The organism is Paraburkholderia fungorum (assembly GCF_900099835.1).
Taxonomy (GTDB): Bacteria; Pseudomonadota; Gammaproteobacteria; order Burkholderiales; family Burkholderiaceae; genus Paraburkholderia; species Paraburkholderia fungorum_A.
On sequence record NZ_FNKP01000002.1, the window covers coordinates 2157344 to 2176460 of the forward strand.

At 59.2% G+C, this 19117-nt stretch carries 18 protein-coding genes and 1 pseudogene; 4 read left to right on the plus strand and 15 right to left on the minus strand.

Features of this window, described 5'->3' with window-relative positions:
* The first annotated feature begins 6 nt into the window (after positions 1-6).
* From BLS41_RS25370 to BLS41_RS25380, 3 genes are read left to right on the plus strand one after another with little or no spacing between them, the layout of a single operon-like run.
* Positions 7-1089, plus strand: coding sequence for a formylglycine-generating enzyme family protein (locus BLS41_RS25370; RefSeq protein WP_074769837.1), 1083 nt, complete (start codon positions 7-9; stop codon positions 1087-1089).
* Positions 1086-1886 carry a MetQ/NlpA family lipoprotein gene (locus BLS41_RS25375; RefSeq protein ID WP_074769839.1) on the plus strand — a complete coding sequence of 267 codons (801 nt, stop codon included), beginning with the start codon at positions 1086-1088 and terminating at the stop codon, positions 1884-1886. The genes BLS41_RS25370 and BLS41_RS25375 overlap by 4 nt, the downstream gene beginning before the upstream one ends.
* Positions 1880-2833 carry a hypothetical protein gene (locus BLS41_RS25380; RefSeq protein ID WP_074769841.1) on the plus strand — a complete coding sequence of 318 codons (954 nt, stop codon included), beginning with the start codon at positions 1880-1882 and terminating at the stop codon, positions 2831-2833. The genes BLS41_RS25375 and BLS41_RS25380 overlap by 7 nt, the downstream gene beginning before the upstream one ends.
* Here BLS41_RS25380 and BLS41_RS25385 read toward each other — a convergent pair.
* The 11 genes and pseudogenes from BLS41_RS25385 to BLS41_RS25435 all read right to left on the minus strand — a co-directional run bounded on the left by BLS41_RS25385 (position 2830) and on the right by BLS41_RS25435 (position 14916).
* Positions 2830-4086, minus strand: coding sequence for an HlyD/EmrA/EmrK family protein (locus BLS41_RS25385; protein ID WP_083380077.1), 1257 nt, complete (start codon positions 4084-4086; stop codon positions 2830-2832). The two genes, BLS41_RS25380 and BLS41_RS25385, sit on opposite strands and share 4 nt — an antisense overlap.
* Positions 4087-5622 carry an efflux transporter outer membrane subunit gene (locus BLS41_RS25390; RefSeq protein ID WP_253189760.1) on the minus strand — a complete coding sequence of 512 codons (1536 nt, stop codon included), beginning with the start codon at positions 5620-5622 and terminating at the stop codon, positions 4087-4089.
* A gap of 8 nt (positions 5623-5630) precedes the next feature.
* On the minus strand, positions 5631-6617 hold the full coding sequence (locus BLS41_RS25395; protein WP_074769845.1) for a glycosyltransferase family 2 protein: 987 nt from the start codon (positions 6615-6617) through the stop codon (positions 5631-5633).
* An 11-nt stretch (positions 6618-6628) separates the two neighbouring features.
* Entirely contained in the window at positions 6629-8236 is a 1608-nt protein-coding gene (locus BLS41_RS25400) for a DHA2 family efflux MFS transporter permease subunit (protein ID WP_074769847.1), read from the minus strand.
* Entirely contained in the window at positions 8233-9543 is a 1311-nt protein-coding gene (locus BLS41_RS25405) for a glycosyltransferase (RefSeq protein ID WP_074769849.1), read from the minus strand. The genes BLS41_RS25400 and BLS41_RS25405 overlap by 4 nt, the downstream gene beginning before the upstream one ends.
* Before the next feature lie 7 nt (positions 9544-9550).
* Positions 9551-10120 (minus strand): methyltransferase family protein, encoded by a 570-nt coding sequence (locus BLS41_RS25410; RefSeq protein WP_074769851.1) that lies wholly within the window; start codon positions 10118-10120, stop codon positions 9551-9553.
* Between the two features lie 92 nt (positions 10121-10212).
* Positions 10213-11106, minus strand: a pseudogene (locus BLS41_RS25415) (alpha/beta fold hydrolase); the annotation flags it as partial.
* Positions 11107-11540: 434 nt separating this feature from the next.
* The gene (gene cls, locus BLS41_RS25420; protein WP_074771177.1) at positions 11541-12803 is read right to left on the minus strand and encodes a cardiolipin synthase; all 1263 of its coding nucleotides are present in this window, start codon (positions 12801-12803) and stop codon (positions 11541-11543) included.
* 159 nt (positions 12804-12962) lie between these two features.
* The gene (locus BLS41_RS25425) at positions 12963-13448 is read right to left on the minus strand and encodes a hypothetical protein (RefSeq protein WP_074769853.1); all 486 of its coding nucleotides are present in this window, start codon (positions 13446-13448) and stop codon (positions 12963-12965) included.
* A gap of 22 nt (positions 13449-13470) precedes the next feature.
* Positions 13471-14346: an H-NS family nucleoid-associated regulatory protein gene (locus BLS41_RS25430; protein WP_074769855.1), complete on the minus strand. Its 876-nt coding sequence runs from the start codon at positions 14344-14346 to the stop codon at positions 13471-13473.
* Between the two features lie 231 nt (positions 14347-14577).
* A complete protein-coding gene (locus BLS41_RS25435; RefSeq protein ID WP_074769857.1) occupies positions 14578-14916 on the minus strand; it encodes a hypothetical protein in 339 nt (112 codons plus the stop codon).
* Positions 14917-15445: 529 nt separating this feature from the next.
* On the opposite strand from BLS41_RS25435, the gene BLS41_RS25440 reads away from it, so the two are divergent.
* The gene (locus BLS41_RS25440) at positions 15446-15685 is read left to right on the plus strand and encodes a hypothetical protein (protein WP_074769859.1); all 240 of its coding nucleotides are present in this window, start codon (positions 15446-15448) and stop codon (positions 15683-15685) included.
* Between the two features lie 81 nt (positions 15686-15766).
* Here the strand turns inward: BLS41_RS25440 and BLS41_RS25445 are convergent, their stop codons facing one another.
* The 4 genes from BLS41_RS25445 to BLS41_RS25460 form a co-directional block, all read right to left on the minus strand.
* A complete protein-coding gene (locus BLS41_RS25445; protein ID WP_074769861.1) occupies positions 15767-16840 on the minus strand; it encodes a DUF6765 family protein in 1074 nt (357 codons plus the stop codon).
* Between the two features lie 174 nt (positions 16841-17014).
* Positions 17015-17476: a DUF488 domain-containing protein gene (locus BLS41_RS25450; RefSeq protein ID WP_074769863.1), complete on the minus strand. Its 462-nt coding sequence runs from the start codon at positions 17474-17476 to the stop codon at positions 17015-17017.
* 135 nt (positions 17477-17611) lie between these two features.
* Complete coding sequence (locus tag BLS41_RS25455) at positions 17612-17962, minus strand: FKBP-type peptidyl-prolyl cis-trans isomerase (RefSeq protein WP_253189818.1); 351 nt, start codon at positions 17960-17962, stop codon at positions 17612-17614.
* A gap of 202 nt (positions 17963-18164) precedes the next feature.
* On the minus strand, positions 18165-19022 hold the full coding sequence (locus tag BLS41_RS25460; protein ID WP_074771178.1) for a carbon-nitrogen hydrolase family protein: 858 nt from the start codon (positions 19020-19022) through the stop codon (positions 18165-18167).
* Positions 19023-19117: the final 95 nt, after the last annotated feature.

Here is a 19117-nt window from a genome sequence, read left to right on the forward strand (position 1 = left end):
TAAGCGATGACCGTACGATTCAAGCTTAAAGGCCGCACCGCGCTTTACGGCGCTTACGCGGCAATCGCCACGGTCGCGTTCGCCGCCGCCTTTACCGCCGCGACAGCCGCCTCGGCGGTTTTCAGCGGCGGCAAGGCGAGCGGGTTCGACGATCTGAACCACGGCCGCGCGTTGACCGTCCTCGGCTCCGAACAGCAATGCGGGCGCTACGGCGGCCTGCCCGCGCGCTGGCGCGACGATCCGAAGGCCGGCATGGTGCATCTGCATGGCGGCGACTTCGTATTCGGCAGCAAACTCGGTTACGAAGACGAGCGCCCGGCCGGTGACGGCAAGACGCGCGTCAGCGGCTTCTGGATCGATCAGACCGACGTGACGAACGCGCAATTTTCGGCCTTCGTGAAAGCGACCGGCTATGTCAGCGATTCAGAACGCCAGGGCGGCGCCGTGGTGTTCCACACGCCGACACGCGAGGAAATGAATGCGCGCGATCTGGCGTGGTGGAGTTGGGTGAAGGGCGCCGGGTGGAATCATCCGACCGGCCCCGGCAGCAATCTCGACGGCATCATGAACCAGCCGGTGACGATGGTCACGCAGGCCGACGCACTCGCTTACGCGCACTGGCTCGGCCGCGATCTGCCGACGGAAGCGGAATGGGAATACGCGGGCAAGGCCGGTCACGAAGGCGCGGATCTCGACACCGCACCACGCGACGAGCACGGCAAACCGAGCGCGAATTACTGGCAAGGCGTGTTTCCGGTGCTGAACACGAAAGAGGACGGACACGTGGGCCTGTCGCCGGTCGGCTGCTATGCGGCCAACGACTTCAAGCTCTACGACATGATCGGCGATGCGTGGGAGTGGACTAGGGATGTCTATAGCGGCCCGCATCAATCGCACACGAATGGCGACACTGCCGCCGTCGCGCCGCTCAGCCGCAAACACGATACGCTGATGGTGATCAAGGGCGGCTCGTTCCTCTGCTCGCAGGACTATTGCGTGCGCTATCGCGCGGCGTCGCGTGAACAGCAGGAAGCGGATCTGCCGGCGTCGCATATCGGCTTTCGCACCGTGTTGAGGGATGCATCATGAAGCCACGTTTAATCGCCGCCGCAGCGGCGTTGATGACTTTTGCGGCGCTTCACCCGCCAGCGCAAGCTGCCAATGAAGCGCAGGTCATCAAGGTCGGCGTCACGCCCGGCGCGCATGCGCAGATCATGGACGAGGTACGCCGTGTCGCGGCAACTCGCGGACTCGCGCTCGATGTCGTCGTGTTCGATCAACCCGGCGCCATCGACGCCGCCCTCGCTGCGAAGCAGATCGACGCAGCGAGTTTCGAAGACGAACCGAGCCTTGAAACGCAGCGCAAACAGCACGACTATGCGTTGAGCGGCGTCGCGACGACCGTGACGTTTCCGGTCGCGCTGTACTCGCGCAAACTGGCGAACATCAACCAGTTGCAACGCGGCGCGACCATCGCGATTCCCGACGACCGTGAAGGCGTCGCACGTGCCTTGATCCTGCTGCAGAATTACACGCTCATCACGTTCAGGGACAGTGCAGGCCTCCACGCGACAACTCACGACATTACGAGTAACCGGCTGAATCTGAAGATACGTCAGGTGCCGCGCGCGCGTTTGTTCGACTCGCTGAATAGCGTGGCCTTCGCGGTAATCGATAGCGACGACGCCGCGCGTGCGGGCCTCTATCCGGCGCGCGACAGCATCGGTCTCGAAGACGCACGCTCGCCGTATGCGAACGTGCTCGCCGTGCGCGACAGCGACCGTACTCAGCCGTGGGTTTCGCAACTGGTATCGGCGTATCACTCGGACGATGTCGCGCACTTCATCCTCACCCGCTATCAGGATTCGGTGCGCCGGCCATGGTGAACGCGTTTTCGTTCGCGTGCTCGGCATGCGGCAAATGCTGCAATACGCCGCCGTCGATGACATTGGCGGAACTGTTCCGGCATCGCGATCTGTTCATCGGCTGTCTCGCGATTGGACGTGTGCCGCGCAAACGTGAAGGCGAACGACTGCGCGTGGGCAGTCACGAAAGTATGCTCGACGCGACCGACATCGCGGCGTTCGACTCGATCGCAGACACAGTGCTGCATCACGCAGGCGACACCTTCAGCATCACGACGCAGGGCTACGACTACCCTTCTGTCGCACGTTGCCCAGCACTGGAAGACGACGGCCGCTGCGCGATTCATTTCAGCGGCAAGCCGGTGACGTGCGAGGTGGTTCCGCTCGATCCGCTCGTGCCGGACCGGTTGCAGCATCTTGTATTGGCGGCACGTAATCAGGGCAGCGCGTATTTCGGCGCGAATTGCATTCAGGAAGGCGAGCATGCCGACGCTGCATTGCTGGTTGCCGACGGCGATATCGTCGATACCGGCGCTAAGGACGCACTAACGCGTCGCCGCAGCGCACTCGCACAAGAGCGCGACGTGTGGGGTCGGGCCGTCTTCGAATCACTGCGTAAAGATCTGTTCAATTCGCCCGCTGCATTGGCGCGCATTCCAGCGGGCGGATTTCTGACTATCTCCATCGTGCCCGCGCTGCTCGCGGTGGCGAGTACTTCCGAGCGTTGCCGCCAATTGAGTATCGACTATATCGACAGTCAGATCGCGTTGATCGGCCGCTGTGTCGAGCAGGCACTATCGCGACGCCGGCTGGACGACCGGCCCGTCACGCAGGAACTGCGCGGCTTCGTGAGCGCCTATCAGCGGGCGAAAGCCTTACTCGCGGTTCCTTTGCCGGCGGACTATCAGCGCAGCGATGCGCCGCTGGCTGCCAAGGTCGAAACGTATCTGAGCGGCGCGGCGATTTAATCCACCGCGCTCAATCGTTCGCTATTTTCCCGGACGATCTTTTCGATCAGTACGTCGGCATCGCGGGACACGTTGTCGTGAACACGTGTCGCCTGCGTGGCCGCGGGCGTATCGTTACCGATCAGATGACCGCCGCGCTCGTGCGTGTCCACGGAGACCTGCATCGACAAGCCCAGTCGCAACGGATGAGCGGCAAGCTCGGCAGGATCGAGCGAGATCACAATGGGTACGCGCTGCACGACCTTGATCCAGTTGCCCGCTGCGTTCTGTGAAGGCAACATCGAAAAAGCGCTACCTGTACCCGCTGAAAAGCCTTCGACGCGTCCGCGATAAACGACCTGCGAGCCATACACATCCGACACGATCCGTACCGGCTGACCGACGCGCATGCTGCGAATCTGCCCTTCCTTGAAATTCGCCTCGACCCACAGGCGTTCAAGCGGAATGATCGACATGAGAGCAAGCCCCGGTCCAACCTGCTGGCCGATCTGTACCGAACGCTGGCCTACCGTGCCGTCGATCGGCGACACCACGGTCGTGCGTTGCAGGTTACGGTAAGCCAGCCGCAATTGCGCCGCCGCCTGCAACACCGGCGGTGCCGAGGCGATCGGAAACTTGCCGCCCAACGCGCGTGCCGCGTCGAGTTGAACCTGCGCGGACGCGAGATTTGCCTGCGCGACAGCCACCGCTTCCTTCGCGCGCGCGAGTTCTTCCGGCGATACGACTTCCACCGACGCATGATCTCGCGCCGCCAGCGCACGCTGAGCCAATGCAAGCTCTGCACGTCGCGCGTCGATTGATTGCACGTAGAGTTTGCGAGAAATCGTCGCGTTCGCAACCTGACGCACGGCCAGCGTGAGTTGCGCGCGAGCCTGCGCGAACGCGGCGGCCGCTTCTGCGTCGTCGAGCTTGACGAGCGGTTGGCCGGCTCGCACCTGGCGGGTGTTATCCACCAGAATATCGGTGACCGTACCCGGTATTTGCGCGGCGATCTGCACGATGTTGCCCGCCACGTACGCGTCGTCGGTCTCCTCGAAGAAGCGCGCACTCAATCCCCAGTACGTGAACCACGCCGCGCCTGCGAACAGCACCACGCCAAGGAAAATGGCGAAGCGGCGGCGCCGCACGATTCGCTTCGAATCGTGCGCACTGTTGCGATCATTGGGATCGTTCGGATTGCCCGTATTGCTCGCCAGCCCGGAATGTTCCTGCGTCCAGCCGGCGGCATGCTGTGCCTGTTTGTCGTTATGCATTCAGTCGAAGTGCGTATCCATGATGCGTGCGTGGGAGAAAGCGGCCGATTGCGAATGAACAATCGGCGCGCCGCTGACCTTGCTTTCATCGAATCCACCGCCGAGTGCGCCGACCAGCGCCACCTGCAACAACATGCGCCGGCCTTGCAGATCGGCTTGTTGCGCGCGCTCATCGAGTAACGAAAGATCGGCGAGCGTCACGTCCTTCTGCATGCCGATTCCGCGACGATGCCGCTCCTCGGCAATCGCGACGATGCGCGACGCCGATTGCACCGCGCGGCTCTGTTCGTTCGCGAGGCGGTCGACGGTACGCAGTGACGTCAGTTGACGCGCGACCTCGCCGAGCGCTTCATCGACGGTCTTGTTGTAAAGGCTCACAGCCGCGTCGACATTCGCGTAATCGCCGCCCAGTTGCGCGCGCAAGCGGGTTCTGTCGAACACCGGCAGCGAAATTGCCGGGCCGACCGAGCCGGTCAATGCCGCGCGCGAGAACAACGCGGCAGGTGTCAACGCGGTCAAACCGGCAAACGCGACGAGATTTACGTCTGGATAAAACTGCGCGCGCGTGGCGTCGGTATTCGCGAGCGCGGCTTCCGCGCGCAAACGCGCGGCGACGATATCGGGGCGCCGCCCAAGCAGATCGACCGGCAATTGCGCGGGCATGGGCGCATCGGCAGCCGCCGACAATTGCGGACGATGCAACGCCAAGCCGCGCTCCGGTCCGCGTCCGGTCATTACGCCAATCTGCAACTCGGTCAGCTTGATGCGCTCGTCGTTGAGCGCCTGTTGCGACGCGAGACGGCTGCGTTTGAGATCGGCATCGGCTGAGTCATACGCATTGTCGATACCGCGCGCGCCCCGCTCACGCAGCACGGCATCGACACGATCCGCCGCCTGCTGTTTCTCCAGCAGAATGTCCTGCATCGTGAAGGCGCGGTCGAGTTCGCAGTACAACGTGACCAGCGCAACCGTCAGTGTGAGACGCGCCTGTTCCGCGTCGATACGCGCGGCGTCGCGCGTGGACAACAGACTGCGGGTCAATGCCGCATTCTTGCCCCACAGGTCGAGTTGATAACTCAAACCTGCAATCAACGCAGCAGGCGACACCACCGGATCGTTGAACAACTGCACCGGAATCTGCTGACCGCCGACAGAGACATTCGCTACGTCGTCGGGTTGAGGAAGACGTGCCTTGCTCACCGATGCGACCGCCGTGCCGGTCAGTCCGGTCAGCGAAGAAAATTGCTCCAGTTGCGACTGTGCAGCACCGACACGCGCCTTTGCGATCTGCAAGTCGGGGTTCTGCTGCAACGCTTCGGCCACCAGTTTGTCGAGTTGCGGATCGCGGTAGCGCTTCACCCAATCGGGTGCGGGCCATGCGCCGTTCGCATCCGGCCCGATGATTTGCGCGAGCGTATCCACAGCAGGCCTGATCGGATCGACACTCGCGTGCAGACCTGCATCGCTGATGCAACCGCTCAATGCAGCGGCCACCAGCAGTAAGGGCACCATGCGCCACGCGCCGAATAGTTTCATACGCGATTTCATGAATGACGCGGACGATGCATCGCAGCGTCGCTTTCGGTTGATCCTGCAAGCGCACCCGCTTTTGCAGCCCTTGCGGCAAGACGCGGACGGGTGATCTCGATCGGCCCCATGCGCCCGAACAATCCGTCGACCAAACCCCACGCAATCGCGTTGAGCTTGGTCAGCTTGTCGTTTTCCGCGAGGACAATCTGCACGATCTGCCATAGCGTCAGCACATTGGGCACGATGGCGACCGGCAGACGCAGGCCGTATTGCAGCCCCAGTTGCATCGCGTTGCGCGCGCTGTAATAGCGACGAAAGCCGGGATGGTTCATCGTCGTCAATTCGAGCGAGCCGAGTTTATGGCGACGACGCGAGCCGATCCGATGCAGCAACACCAACGACGGCACCACATACACCGGCACATTGCGCAACAACGCGCGCAGACAGTATTCGGTATCGACGTGATCGATAAACAGCGCCTCGTCGAAACGGCCGAGCCGCGTGTAAGCCTCACGAGAAATCACACAGCCTGACGAAATCAGAAATGCGCAGCGCTGCAACGGCACGTCTGCACGCAGAGAAAGTCTTTCGACAGCGAGACCGCTGGTTGCCAGTTCAGGCAGGAAGCGTTGATCGCTTTCATCGAAAATGCGCGGGCCCATTAAAAATGCGCGACTGCCTAACGACTCGCAGCGGGCGCGCATCGCAGGAAAGTAGTCGACGGGTGCAGTCGAGTCCTGATCGAACAGCGCGACGGCATCGACATCCAGTTGAAATAGCGCGCTCAGGCCGCGATTGAACGCGCCGGCAATGCCGTTGCGATTGCCATTCTGCAATAGCGCAATACCGGCTTCGTGCAAGCGCAGCGCCGCGTGCCGGTCGGGTTGCGGCGAGTTGTCGACCACCAGCAACCGGTCGCACATGCTGCGCATGGCGACTGCGCGCGACAATTGCTCCTCGTCCGGGTGAAACAGAATGATCAATGCGCCGAGGGTCGTCATCGAAATTCTCCTTAGTGGCCGAGCGTCATGGCCGCGCCGCGTTTCGGACGCGTGAGCCACATCATCGCGGCGAGCGCAAGACAGGTCATGCTCGCCATATAGAACATGTCGCCGGTCGCCATCATGTACGCCTGCTGCTGCACGACGTGATGCAAAGTAACCAGTTCGCGCGTGCCGTCGATACCCATGCCGTGCAGGCTTTGAACGAAGTGCTGCGTATTGCCGGACGATTTCGTCACCGATTGCGCGATCACGTCGTAGTGAAACAGCGCGCGGTTATCCCAAAGCGTGACGCTCATCGCAGTGCCGAATGCCGCCGACAACGTGCGCAAAAAATTCGACAAGCTGGACGCGGCAGCGAGTTTGTCGTCCGATACGCGCGACAGCGTTGCAGCGGTCAGCGGAATGAAGAAGCACGGCAAGCCAATGCCTTGAATCAACCCAGGCGTGATGATCTGCGTGAACGTCATGGTCAGCGTGAAGTGCGCGTTCCACCACAGCACAGCTGCGAACACGAGAAAGCCGAATGTCGCGATTACGCGTGCGTCGAAACGGGGTGAATAGATGCCGACCAGAATCGAGAACACCAGCGCGAGCACGCCGAGCGGCGCCGTGGCGAGTCCGGCCTGATACGCGGTATAGCCCATTACCGCCTGCAACCACAGCGGAAACACCACGCCGACCACCGAAAAACTCATCATGCCGAGCGAGATGATCAACACGCAGAATGAAAAGGTGCGGTCGCGAAACAGACTCAGGTCGATCACCGGATGCGCTGCGCCCGCTTCCCAGATCAGCAGCGATACGATCGACAACACAGCGACAATCGACAGTACGAGAATCAGCGGCGAATCAAACCAGCCGCGATCGTGTCCGAGATCGAGCACGATTTGCAGCGATCCGACACCCAACACCAGCAATGCGATGCCAGGCAGATCTATCGGTGCGGCGCGTTCAGCGCGAACGGAGGCTGTCTCGCGCGGGTCGCCACGCAACAGCGTCATGCATACTGTGAACGAAAAGATGCCTATCGGCAGATTGATCAGGAAGATCCACGGCCACGTAAAGTTGTCGATCAGCCAGCCGCCCACTACCGGGCCGAAGATCGGCGCGAGTAGCACGGTCATGGCCCACAGAGCGAGTGCTACGACGCGTTTGTCGGGTGGAAAAGTGCGTAGCAGGATGGTTTGCGACAACGGCACCATCGGCCCCGAAAAAAGCCCCTGCAAGGCGCGGCATACCACCAGAAGATGAAAGTCACCGGCTACGCCGCAGAGTAGCGATGTCAGCGTAAAAAGGATCACGGCGGAGAGAAACAGCCTTGTTTCGCCGACCCGTTGCGAAAACCAACCTGTCAGCGGAACAGCAATCGCGGCCGCCACCGAGTACGAACTGATCACCCACGTTCCCTGACTATTGGACACGCCGAGGCTGCCGGAAATAGCCGGTACCGCGACGTTGGTGACGGTCGAATCGAGAACTTCGATGAAGGTCGCGAGCGACAACGCAAACGTGAGCAACGCGAGACGTGCTCCGTGGATGCCGGCCACTTTCGGTGCCCGGGGCAATCCATTGGAAAGCAAATGGTCGCTTTCCTGTAATGGCGATGTCGCGCTCATGAGCCGTGCCCGCTGGCGGCCAATACGAAAGACGGCACACGTCCCGTGCCCGACCCGCGAACACCAGCGTGCATGAATCCTTCTATGTAGCGCGCGGCGACATTGCAACCGTCCGGTGAACTTGCGAGCCGGTCCTGCATCCGGCCACATTGCGTGGCAATGGACGGCGAGCCGAGCACCTGCTCCAGCGCACGTGCCAACGCTTGCGGCTGCAGCGGACCATCGAGCCGCACGCCACAGCCACTGGCAGCGACCCGCTGCGCGTTATCGAATTGATCGTGGGCAAAGGGCGTGACGATCTGCGGAATACCTGCTGCATACGCAAGCGCCGCTGTGCCGATGCCGCCGTGATGCACCAACGCACGACAGCGCGGCAGGAGCGTTTGCATGGGTACATACCGGCGTTTTATCAGCGCGGGGGCGTCATGCGATTCGACACACACGTTCGGCGTCAACAGAATGCCGCGCAGTCCCGTATCCTGCAACGTCGCGCTGATGGTCGCGGAATAACGTGCGTGATCAGTCAGGGTCGAACCGGCCGTAAAAACGACGGGGCGTTCACCTGCGTCTAAAAACGCTTCCAGTTGCGGATCGTGCGTATGCCCTTCCGCATCGTTGAACAGCGGAAAGCCACTCAGCCGATGCGGCTCGGGCCAATCCGGCTGAGAGCGCGCGAACCATTCCGGAAAGAGACATAGCACGCCGTCGGTCGAATGCAGCCACTGACCAAATATTCGCGTGACTGGATCGAGTCTGAGTTGACCGCGCAATGCATTCAGCGCCGGCCCGCAAACCTTGTCGAGTACCTGCCATTCGATTAACCGCAACAGCCCTGCTTTCACCCCGAGCGGCAACCAGTGCGGAATGGTTAATCGCGGATGAGTCGGCGGCGCATACGCGGACAGCAAAGTGGACGGCGACACCTGTACCGACACCAGCGGCACGCGATACAACTCCTGTATCAGTCGCGCCGAAAAAGCCCACAATGTGCCGACCATGATCGTGTCGTCGTCGATCAACGAAGCGAGCTTGTCGAAATGCGGCTTCAGCGTCGGCGCAATCAACGCCCACAAAGTTCTGAACGAAGTACGCGGATGCCATAGCGCCGGATTCGCCATTGCCGCTGCATATTCATCAGCCGTTCCAATCGGAACGAATGCAAAGCCTTGCCGTGTGGCTGCGTCCTCGAACGGCGCATGACTGCAGAACACGATCTCGTGCCCGCGCGAATACAGAGCCGCGCCGATGCCGAGCAGCGGATGCACGTCGCCCGCCGACCCTATCGCGGTGATGATGACCTTCGTCATGGCGCGCTCAGAACAGACCGGGGATCAGCGCAGCCACGTCGCGGCGATACTGCGCGTAGGCGCCACCGAAATGCCCGCTCAACCAGCTTTCTTCGATGCGCACCTTATACGCCAGCGATGCGAAAATCAGCAGCAGCCCCGCCACGCCGCGCCACTCCGCGCCGATTAAAACCGCCCCTGCCAGCGCCAGCAGACAGCCGGTATAGATAGGATGACGCACCAGTCCATACGGCCCGCTACGCACCAGCTCGTGGCCTTCCTTCAGCGTTACCGACACGCTCCAGTTGGTGCCGAGATGCAGCCGCGCCCAGACGGAAAAACCGAGCCCCGCCAGCAGCACTGCGAGACCGGCGAACTGAAGCGAGCCAATCGACTCCAAATTGAACGACCATGCCGCCCCGTTCAGATCCGGCAACACGATCAGCGCACCACCGGCAATCAGCGGAATGGATTGCAGCGTGCGCGATCGCGAAGCTTCCTTGCGCGCGGTCTCCTTGACCTGTTTCGACGTCGCGACCCAATACAACAGCCACAACGTCCACGGTACGACGATGGCCATGCTCTGAGCGATATTCACGGTAGTTCAACCTGTTGTAACGAGTGATCGGCGGTGGCTTGCAATGCAACGTTCGCTACATTCGAGACGTTTGTCATTGCGGATTGCGGCACCGGTAACATCGAAGAACGCGCGGCGAGCGCATCGAAACAGTCGAGCGCGCGATTCGCCGGCTGTGCGGGCGGCGGCCCGAAATAGTCGAAAATCTCGTTACGCACCTGACGTAAGGCCGCTTTCCCTTCAAGATCGAGAAAATGCCCCGCCTGCGCGATAGTCGAAAACTCGGCGCGCTGGAGATGCGGCGCGAGCGAACGGGCATCGTCAGGCGTGGTGTATTCGTCCAGCTCGCCATTCAGGAACTTCAGACCGCAGTCGATATTGCGGAACTCGCACAGATAATGCTCGGGGCGTATCGCCAGAATCTGCTGGACGTGAAACGCAACCTGCTGCTGCTCGTCCCGCGGCAGCGACGACAGATAGCGAAAGTTGTAGAGCTTCATGATGCGCGGCAGATGCCGGCCCACGGTATCGTTGAGCAGTTGCGCGGCCTTGAGGTTTTCACCCGCGGCGATATAGTCGCGCGCTGTACTCACATAAGCGGTCATCGCTTCATTGAGACGCGGCGAGAACGACGCGATCACCGCGCGCTTCACGCTGGTCCGCGCTCGTGACAGCGCGAGCAGCGACGCCACTCCGCCCCACGATACCGACACGAGAAAGCCCGGCTCGAATAAATCTATTAGATAAAGAAGGATTTCAACTTCATCGTCTTTTGTCAGAATGAAGTTACCCGCGTTATGCGATTTAGATTGGCCCGCATAAGGCAAATCAAAACATATCGGGTTATAGCGTTCGCCGAGATATTTAATGGTCTGGCCAAACGACGCCGTAGTGGCAAGCGCGCCGTTGATCAGAATCACGCTCTCGAAGGCCGGATCGAATACGTGACGTTCAACGTAGACTTTCAGGCCCGCAGGGAGCGGAACAAGGAGCTTTTCGATGGGCATGGCGTATTCGCATGCGCATGCACAAAGCACGCGCGTACTGATACCGCGCCCGCATTGGCGGGCGCTTTGCGGCCGTACAACAGGGGATCAGGCCCGTGCAATTTGCCTTTTCCTGCCGGCAAATCCGATCCACCCCGACCGCTACTACATCAGAGCCGCACCCCCGAAGAAATGCGCATCGGTTTTTTGCAATGCGTTTTAACGCAATGCGCACCAAAACCGGGCTCTTTTGATGCCTCGTAAATTTCTTATATAAACTATTTGAAAGGATGACTTAAAAACAGTCGTTCCTTTTCACCAGCCAGTCTGCACCCAAAGCCGTGAAGACTAGATGTCAATATACGATAGAGAACTCCTTTTTAAAACAATTTCAAAACTATTTTTTTCTCGAATCTAATTCATGCATGAGGCATGCAATGCGTTGCCCTGCTGTTTCAAAGCTGCGTATCAAGTAGACGCACACACTTCTCGATCAGCTTCTCCGTGAGCGGACGATGCGTCCATGCTTCAAACGTGACTTGCCGGGATTTTGTAATGTCGTCAGCGAACGTGGCTGTCTGCAGTTTCGCGAAGTCGCGATCATAGATATTCAGATTGGCCTCGTCATTCAACTTGAACGAGCGGCTATCGAAATTGGTGGAGCCGACCGAGACGAGGTACTCGTCCACTATCAGTAGCTTGCAGTGAAACATGGTCGGCTGGTACTCGTATATTTCGACTCCTGCCTTAAGCAGATCCCCCCAGCAGCCACGCGACGCCTCTCTCACCGTGTGCGTATCGATGTGTTTTCCCGGTGTGATGATCTGCACTTTCACGCCGCGTTTCGCGGCCTCGACGATTGCATTGATAGTCAGCTTGTCGGGCACGAAGTACGCGCTCGCGAGATGAATGCTGTTGGTAGCCGCTGTGATCGCCATGAGATACATCAACTGCATGTCGTCGCTGCCGCCCGACGGCGAACTGCTGAACATATGCGCGAGGCCGTCGCCCTGAGCGTCCATGTGAGGAAAGTAGTCCGGGCCGTGCAGTACATTGCCGGTGGCCTTTACCCAGTTGTCCATGAAAACGGCTTGCATGTGTCCAACCACAGGACCGGCCACTCGAAAATGCGAATCGCGCCAATGCTTTTCATCCTGCGCGTGACCCGTCCATTCCGGCGCAATGCCGACACCGCCAGTAAAGCCGATATGTCCGTCTATCACCAGTAGCTTGCGGTGGGTGCGGTCGTTCATTCGGCCGAGCCCTGTCCAATGCGGCTTGTGATACTGGATAACTTCCGCGCCCGCGTCCCGCAACATGTTCAGGTAGCGCTTATCCATTTTCGACGACCCGACCCAGTCGAGAAGCACGTGGACGGCGACACCTTCCCGTGCTTTATCCGCGAGGGCGCGCGCAATCTGTTCGCCTACGTCGCCCGACCAGTAAATGAACGTTTCAAACGTGATGGATTGACGCGCGGAACGAATACCTTCGAGCATCGAAGGAAAAATCTGATCGCCGTTGAGCAGCATCTCGAAGCGATTGCCCGAGATAACCGGTGGACCGAGCAGAAGCCCCATCGAGCGGAGGAATTGTGGATCGTCGCTCGCATAGAGACGCTCGATCTTGTGTTCGATCTTCTTCTCGCCGCTCGACAGATTGGCTATCACCAGAATGACGATGAGCGTGACGAACGCGGTGATGAGAATAGTCAGCAGCATGCGTGGGCCTCGATGCTAGTCGGCAGGACGCCCATGTGCGCCTGCGGTTTGACGAAAGAGTACCGGACCTCGGGTCCGGCTCTTAACCACGCAGGCAGCACGCATTGCGCGTGCCCATTGCGGGACCGCGCTTTGCTACTCCCCTTTCTATTTCACTTATCTGACCAGCGAGAAAGCTTCACGGATGGCAATTTCACCGGCGCCATAGACACCGACCACGGTAACGTCCGACGCCACACATTCAAACGTCGAACCGAGGAATGTAATGACGAAATGACGCGGCGTAGGTCCCGCCGATGCAACTGCTGCAATCTCCGCCGTCAGCGACGAGTTCACTACTTCGTGAACCGAGTAACCGAGCAAGCCTTGCGCGACGAGCGGATGAATGTCGAGATCGCTTTCTCCCGGCGGCCCCAGCCGATGAAACACGGTGTCTGGAAAGAGGACCGCACAGAAAGGATCGTCGTCGGGATCGAATGGACCGAACCGCTCAAAGTCCGCTTCCGCGATCGGATAAGCCAGAATTACCCGGCGGTCGCTGGCGACAATGAAGGGTTCGGCGGCATCGGCTGCGGGATGAGGAACGGAGTCCAGCAGGACGACCTGGTCTTCCTGCTGGGTTGAATCGAACGTGCTGGTCATCTACTTCACAACTCCGTTGCGCTCAGGCGCCTGCTTGTACCGCAGGGGTTTGCGGCGCGGCTGCGGGAGCAGCAGGAGCGACGGTTTTAGCGGCTGCTTTGCGGCCCGGAGCCTTCTTTGCTGCTTTGGTCGCCACTTTAGTTGCCGCTTTAGTCCCCGCTTTTTTTGCGGCCGGCTTCTTCGCCGCTACTTTGCGGGTTACCGCGGTTGCCTTTTTGGCGACAGTCTTTTTAGCGGCGGCCGCCTTTTTAGCGACGACTTTCTTTGCCGCCGCTTTCTTGCTTACTGCACCACTAGTGGCCGCCGATTTCGTCTTGCCGGCTTTTGCCGACACCTTCTTCGCCGCTTTACTCGCCGTATTGCTAGCCGCTGCCGCCGCGCTGTCGATCAGGAATTTGCTGCGATCCCTGACGCTTGCGAGCCAGGCGGGTGCGGGACCACGGCCGCTCCATGTCGCGCCCGTTTTCGGGTTCAGGTACTTGGGAGGTTGCGCGCCTTTCGGCTGGCCCTTGCTCTTTGCGGAACTGACAACCGCCTTTGCCACCGACTTCAATTCGCTTGCACCGTCGACCAGAAACTGAGTCCGGTCTTTTACATTGGCAATCCAGCCAGGCGCGCGGCCATGGCCCGTCCAGGTGGCGCCTGTTTTATGGTCGCGGTATTTCGCTGGTTTAGCCGAACCGGGAGCTTTCGCCTTGACGCCGGTGGCGTGGCCATTCAGAGCTCGCGCGGCACGCTTCGCCCTTGCTTTGGCTTCGATATCCTCAGTAGTCAAACCGTGCCTGAGCATCAGGTCACGAATCTGATCGACTGCGACTTGTGCTTTTCTGGCAATCAGCACGTCGGCTTGCGCCTGGAGTTTTTTCAGTTTGGCTTGAATCTGCTCTAGTGTAGGCATTTGATTCCTCCCTATGTGGTAATCGTCAAACTATGCCATGAATAGAAAAAGAAAGGCAGGGTATGTGGCTTTTGATACATTGAATCCGCCTCTTACATTCCATCTGGACAGCAAGCTTTCAGGCCCACTATCCAATTTCCCGATCTATCTTCCTTTCTCCGTGCTCCGGCTCTTCTTGCGGACTCTTCTTTTCGACTTCCCGTATTGCAACTGCTAATACTCGTCTAATACTCAGGTCGGCGTAAAAACGACGGCCTGGCGATCGGCAATGTACCGCACACTTCGTACAAAACGGTATTGTTGACCGTCCGCCGTTATGCGGTTGAGTCCCAGACAGGTGAGCATCAGCATCTCATCTGCCTGTTGGGCATCTACTACACCGGACTCTCTCAGATCCTCCAGGTTCCCGGACGGATCGCCAACATACACACTGCGCACCTGAACACCGATTCTCATCAGCACCACACTTTCGCCTTCGTCGAGTGCCAATTCCAGATAACCAGCCAGCGTCCGCAACGATTCGGGTGTGGCGGCGTTCGACTGATAAGTCGCAGCGTTCGATGGCGTCATTCCGGTTCCCCGTTACCTGCATCAACGAAAAGACGTCTGCTCTGCATGGCAGCAATAGTCGCTTCTACTATAGGCAAGCATTTGAATAATCAAAGGACAGCAGTCCATTTTTTATTGCAAATGTCGCTTTTTGAGTGGCAGGGCTTTAAAAAGCACTATTCGCAATGGAAAAAACCGTCCTTTCCGGCAGATAGCCCGACTCGCAAGGGTCATCGGTAATTGAGCGTTACTGATCTCGCAGCACTGTTTCACCTTTGTCGGCTCTGCTCCCCTACACTGCGAACCGTGCTCGTCGAGTGGCTTCCAGCAGACCGGCTCCGACTGGAAACAGGCGTATGCACTCTGCTTCGATGAGCATGAAGAACGGGTTATGAACAGAAAGATCTGTTTATAGTTGCTCCGCGGCCGATATTCCGGCTCGCGGAAATGTCAGGAACATGAATCCCGGGAGCGCGATCTCGGTGGAGGCTATTGAAAAGACCTCGAATAGCACCACCTTCGCTCCTCTTAACAGCACGGTACTTTTCAGATGAAAGCTGGTTACATCAAAGCCGCTCTCGCGGCAGTGGCACTCTCCTCGGCAATGATCGGCACGGCCAACGCCGCCGGTTGCATGAAGGGCGCAGTAGTGGGAGGAGTGGCGGGACACTATGCCGGGCACCACGCCGTGGTCGGCGCGGTCGGCGGCTGCCTGGTGGGACGTCATATGGCGAAGAAGCACGCAGAGGAACAGGCGGCGCAACGTCAGCAGGAAGCAAGAATGCAATAAGTCGGAGAAGTACCGGACGCCGCCTCCAGGTCAATCACGCGCATTGAATCGACTTCGGCGGCGGCGTTTCTCTGTCCCGGCTCACGCGATTCGCAAACCGCGGGCGGGAAGAATTTCCTGAGTCGTCACGAAACGGTGCTGTTTGACTGCGTCGTGAAAGAGCCGATAGTCGCTTCTCTCGAATGCGTCTGTCCACGTCGGCTGATCTCCGGTGTCATCATCGTGCTGCAAACCGGTGGCATTGCACTTCCACGAGCCGGGCCCTTTGGCCACATAGCGGGGAATGGACTCTTTCAAACCGGGAATACGTCCGGCTTTCACCCATTCGCAGAATCTCTGCAAGCGCTGGTTGTCGTCGGCGTCGCGATTGATGTCGAGCAAATGAGAGAGTTCTTCTCTCACGCTCTCCGGCATCCCCGGTTGGGTTTCAAAATCTTCCCGTCCGGCCAGATACCCTCGCACCGCGCGGCAGGCCATCTCGGCGGCCTGAACGAACTCAGGCAAATTGTGTCTTGAGACGAAGTTGTTGCGGCCGTCGATGTAATGCCAATGCGCCCACGGCTGGTCGGGATAGTGCAACGCGGCGCCGTGGCCGACAGGCAAGGCAAGCGTCAGCACATTTTCTTCGATGCGCTCCACCAGATGTTCAGTGGCCGCCTTCAGACCCGCAAGCCAGCCTTTTCGCGTGCAATCCTGAGCCTCCAGCAGATGCACCCGGTTCCACGGGCTCTCGATTCCTGCAAATCCCTGATGCGCCCAGGTGTCGACATACGTGTGAAGCGTCACGCCAAGTCGATGCAGACCCGTCTCCGTGTTCCGCTGACGAATCGCCCTTCGCATCACTTCGCGCGCTACCTCGCTATCGGGGCGGCAAACAGCCTTTTCCTCCAGAGTGTCGCCCTCTGCCGCCGGCAAGAAGTGAAACGGCGTCCAGACGAGCCGGTTCTGGTCGTTCTCCGTATTGGAATAATCGAATAACTTGTGCGCCGTGGCAAAACGCTCGAACGTTTCGCCGCCCTTAAAGCGCAGTATTCCGTGAGTCGTTGCATCGTCGACGTACTGGCAGGAATGCGCGACCGTACAGGCATCCTCCGGTGTCATTCCGCCAGCGCGGGCCGCGACATAAACCACACCGTAGTGAAAATCGATATTCATGGCAGGAGTTCCTGACACGCGACGAATGACGAGAGACGTTCGACCGTGCGGGAAGAACGATTCAGGGTAAGCGGGTGAGTAGATAGTAGACGACCGAGCGCGGTGGGACTTCAAAAAACCACCGCATTTTCTCTTTGCGGAGAGAGTCGCCGGGAAGAAGATCGAAGAAGAAAATCAACACAGGTGGGTGATTTTCAGCCCGCTGTTCCATTGAGTATTCAGGTACTCCACCGCGATGCGCCGGTGACAGTGATGTGGTAAATGTTCACTGCAAAGTACACAGGCGGAACGAAACAGATCGATATCCAATTGCCTTTCCACCCGGCGTTTCGCGATCAGCTCAAGATAAGCAGCCTCGTATTCGTCCCAAGTCAGCTCTTTGCTTTGATAACGTTTCAGCAACGCAGGTTCGGGTGCCAGTTCGGGCATCTCCACGTACGCGGCACTGCACAAATTTTCGAGGAAGTACCGTAAATCCTGCTTTTTCGCGAAACCCGCGAGCTGTGACGTGTTGTGCAGCCGGACGTCCAGAACCGTACGAACCTCTGCGTGCTTCAGCAAATCGAAAAATCTCTGCGCGCTTTTGCCAGTGAAGCCGATGGTGGCAACATGCACGGCGTTGTCTTCAAGTTTCATTACGAATCTCCGACAGTTCACCGGCAGGTAAGCGTCAGGAGCCAATAAGCAATTGGTGAATGACGCGCCATGAAAAGAAAAAGCCCCGCTGCGGCATCCGGAGCGGGGCTCAATTCTGGCGCACCAGGCGCGCTATTACTTGACGATGTCGACCAGTTCGACTTCGAAAGTCAGGTCGGTATTCGGCGGAATCGGGCCGACGCCGCGTTCACCGTAAGCAGTTGCCGAGGGGCAGGTGAGCTTGGCTTTACCGCCCACTTTCATTGTCTGCACACCCTGCGTCCAGCACGGAATCACGCGATTCAGCGGGAACGTAGCCGGGCCGCCATGCTTGGCGGAGCTATCGAACTCGGTGCCATTGGGCAACGTGCCGCGATAATTGACCTTCACGACGTCGGTGGCGGACGGTTGAGCGCCCGTGCCGCGCGTCAGATGTTCAACGATGACGCCTGAAGGCAGTTTCTCGGTAGTGGGTGCAGCGGCCATTGCCGTCGAAGAAAGAACAGCTGCGGCCAGCAAGGCAACGATAGATTTCAAAGCAAGTCTCCAGTTGGGTGGTGCATCCCATTGTAACGGATCGTATGTTGCATATTTCTGTCGGGCGTTGCCGGTTGCCCGGATTGACAAAGAGCATGCGCCGCTAATTGCCGTGGTGTTACTTGCGTGCCGCGCGAGTGTGAATAAAGAGTCAATCCAGACTTTGTACCGTATAGCCGCCGGGAATCACGTCGCCGCGCGCGTTGAAATCCGCGAGTGCTGTTTCCCTTTCTCGGATATCGGCCAGCAACGCAGGATCGAGTAGCGCGGTAATCACTTCGTCGCGATCACGGCTCGCCTGCACCATCACGTCGCCATACGGATTCCAGATCGCACTTGCTCCGCACGCTTCCCAGCCGCCGGTCGTGCCGGCGTGATTTGACAACAGCACGTACAAGGTATTGTCGAAAGCACGCGCGGGGAACCAGATGCGCGACTGGTGGAAGCCCGTTTTCATGCTGAAAAGCGCACTCACCAGATATGCGTGCGCGCCATTCACCGCCGCGAGCCGCGCGTGTTCCGGAAACCCGGAGTCATAGCAGACACCGGCAGCGAGCCGCCATCCGTCGAGTACCAGCATGTGGCCTTGCGTGCCCGGATGGTAAATGCGTGCTTCGCTGCTATAGAGATATTGCTTGTGATACGGCTCGATCTGCTCGCCCGAGCGGTTGAATATCAGCGACGAAATACGAAGACCCGCAGTTGCGCGTGTCGCCGCGCCGACCATGACGGCGATTTCACGTCGGCGGCAAACTTCGCGAATTGGCGCGAGACGCGGATCGTTTGCGTCGAACGCGTACTTCGCAGGGTCGCCGGCAATCAGGTCCGGCTCGTAGCCGCTCAGGAATTTTTCGGGAAAAACCACCAGTTTCGCGCCGCGATCGGCGGCAATGCCGGTCAATTCGACCGTTCTGGCGATGTTTGCAGCGACATCACCAGGAACAGGTTGCGCTTGTGCCGCTGCAATTCGTAACGACGTCTGCGGCAGCGATATTTGTTTGCGATTCAAGCCGAACTCCGTGATAAAAGAATCCATATAGGCGAGCGAGCCCCCGGCATTTAATCACGGACTGCATCGCCCGCGGAAATGCGGCGAGACATTCG

Coding starts and splice junctions, on each gene's coding strand:
- BLS41_RS25370 (WP_074769837.1), top strand. CDS start 7: ATGACCGTACGATTCAAGCTTAAAGGCCGCACCGCGCTTTACGGCGCT.
- BLS41_RS25375 (WP_074769839.1), top strand. CDS start 1,086: ATGAAGCCACGTTTAATCGCCGCCGCAGCGGCGTTGATGACTTTTGCG.
- BLS41_RS25380 (WP_074769841.1), top strand. CDS start 1,880: ATGGTGAACGCGTTTTCGTTCGCGTGCTCGGCATGCGGCAAATGCTGC.
- BLS41_RS25385 (WP_083380077.1), bottom strand. CDS start 4,086: ATGCATAACGACAAACAGGCACAGCATGCCGCCGGCTGGACGCAGGAA.
- BLS41_RS25390 (WP_253189760.1), bottom strand. CDS start 5,622: ATGAAACTATTCGGCGCGTGGCGCATGGTGCCCTTACTGCTGGTGGCC.
- BLS41_RS25395 (WP_074769845.1), bottom strand. CDS start 6,617: ATGACGACCCTCGGCGCATTGATCATTCTGTTTCACCCGGACGAGGAG.
- BLS41_RS25400 (WP_074769847.1), bottom strand. CDS start 8,236: ATGAGCGCGACATCGCCATTACAGGAAAGCGACCATTTGCTTTCCAAT.
- BLS41_RS25405 (WP_074769849.1), bottom strand. CDS start 9,543: ATGACGAAGGTCATCATCACCGCGATAGGGTCGGCGGGCGACGTGCAT.
- BLS41_RS25425 (WP_074769853.1), bottom strand. CDS start 13,448: ATGACCAGCACGTTCGATTCAACCCAGCAGGAAGACCAGGTCGTCCTG.
- BLS41_RS25430 (WP_074769855.1), bottom strand. CDS start 14,346: ATGCCTACACTAGAGCAGATTCAAGCCAAACTGAAAAAACTCCAGGCG.
- BLS41_RS25435 (WP_074769857.1), bottom strand. CDS start 14,916: ATGACGCCATCGAACGCTGCGACTTATCAGTCGAACGCCGCCACACCC.
- BLS41_RS25440 (WP_074769859.1), top strand. CDS start 15,446: ATGAAAGCTGGTTACATCAAAGCCGCTCTCGCGGCAGTGGCACTCTCC.
- BLS41_RS25445 (WP_074769861.1), bottom strand. CDS start 16,840: ATGAATATCGATTTTCACTACGGTGTGGTTTATGTCGCGGCCCGCGCT.
- BLS41_RS25450 (WP_074769863.1), bottom strand. CDS start 17,476: ATGAAACTTGAAGACAACGCCGTGCATGTTGCCACCATCGGCTTCACT.
- BLS41_RS25455 (WP_253189818.1), bottom strand. CDS start 17,962: ATGGCCGCTGCACCCACTACCGAGAAACTGCCTTCAGGCGTCATCGTT.